Source organism: Vibrio sp. 704, from assembly GCF_033339295.1.
In genome coordinates this window covers 1-693 of the sequence record NZ_JAWOUH010000454.1, presented here as the reverse complement: position 1 = coordinate 693, position 693 = coordinate 1, and the positions used below count along the sequence as shown (strand labels likewise).

1 protein-coding gene and 1 pseudogene are annotated in these 693 nt (G+C 45.0%); both read right to left on the bottom strand.

All coding sequences use genetic code 11. The features are described from left to right. Positions 1-476: TVP38/TMEM64 family protein (locus tag R7R24_RS27060; protein WP_318120169.1), on the bottom strand; the 476-nt coding region annotated here is incomplete at its 3' end. Further along, positions 473-693: pseudogene (locus R7R24_RS27055) on the bottom strand (dolichol-phosphate mannosyltransferase); the annotation flags it as partial. The gene R7R24_RS27060 and the pseudogene R7R24_RS27055, both read right to left, overlap by 4 nt.

Sequence of the window (693 nt, the reverse complement as noted above, 5' to 3'; positions counted from 1 at the left end):
GAGATAAAGGCAAAGAACGGCACTCGGACACTACCCGATAAAACGTTGGTCACGACGTTATTCCCAATCGGAAACAAACGTAGCAAAAGGATTTTGTAAAACGGCTTACGACTCGCAAATGAATTAAAACGCGTCATTTTTTTCGGGAACCGTCGATAAAGCCAATTTCCGATGAGAAAGCGAGCGCAGGCGTAGTTAAATGTCGCCCCAAAAACACAAGCAAATAAGGTGATAAGCACGCCTAATTGGACGTGGTATAAATAGCCGAATACCAATGCGATGGCTTGCTTTGGCCCACTCAACGACAAAAACACCACACTGAATGTGAAGATGACCACATGCCCTAAAGCCCCGTTTTTTTGAATGTAGCCAACCAGCCAGTTCTTATCTGTGAGGTGAGATAAAACGGGATTATCGAGCTGATTTGCTAACAAAACCCCAGCAAGTATAAGAAGTGCAAGCTTTAACCATTTCATTGTTTTGCATTTTCATTGGCAATGCTGACAGCTTTGATCATCGGATTTTTCGTGCGCTTTTGTAACCAGATCACACCAAACATATCAACAATCCCTACCCAAGCACGGTTCCATGCATTGTAATTGGAAGTGCCTGCTTCTCTGTCTCGGTGCGCGACTGGGTGAACGACGATTTCCCCGCCCATCGCTTTGATGAGTGCAGGCAAAAACCGATGCA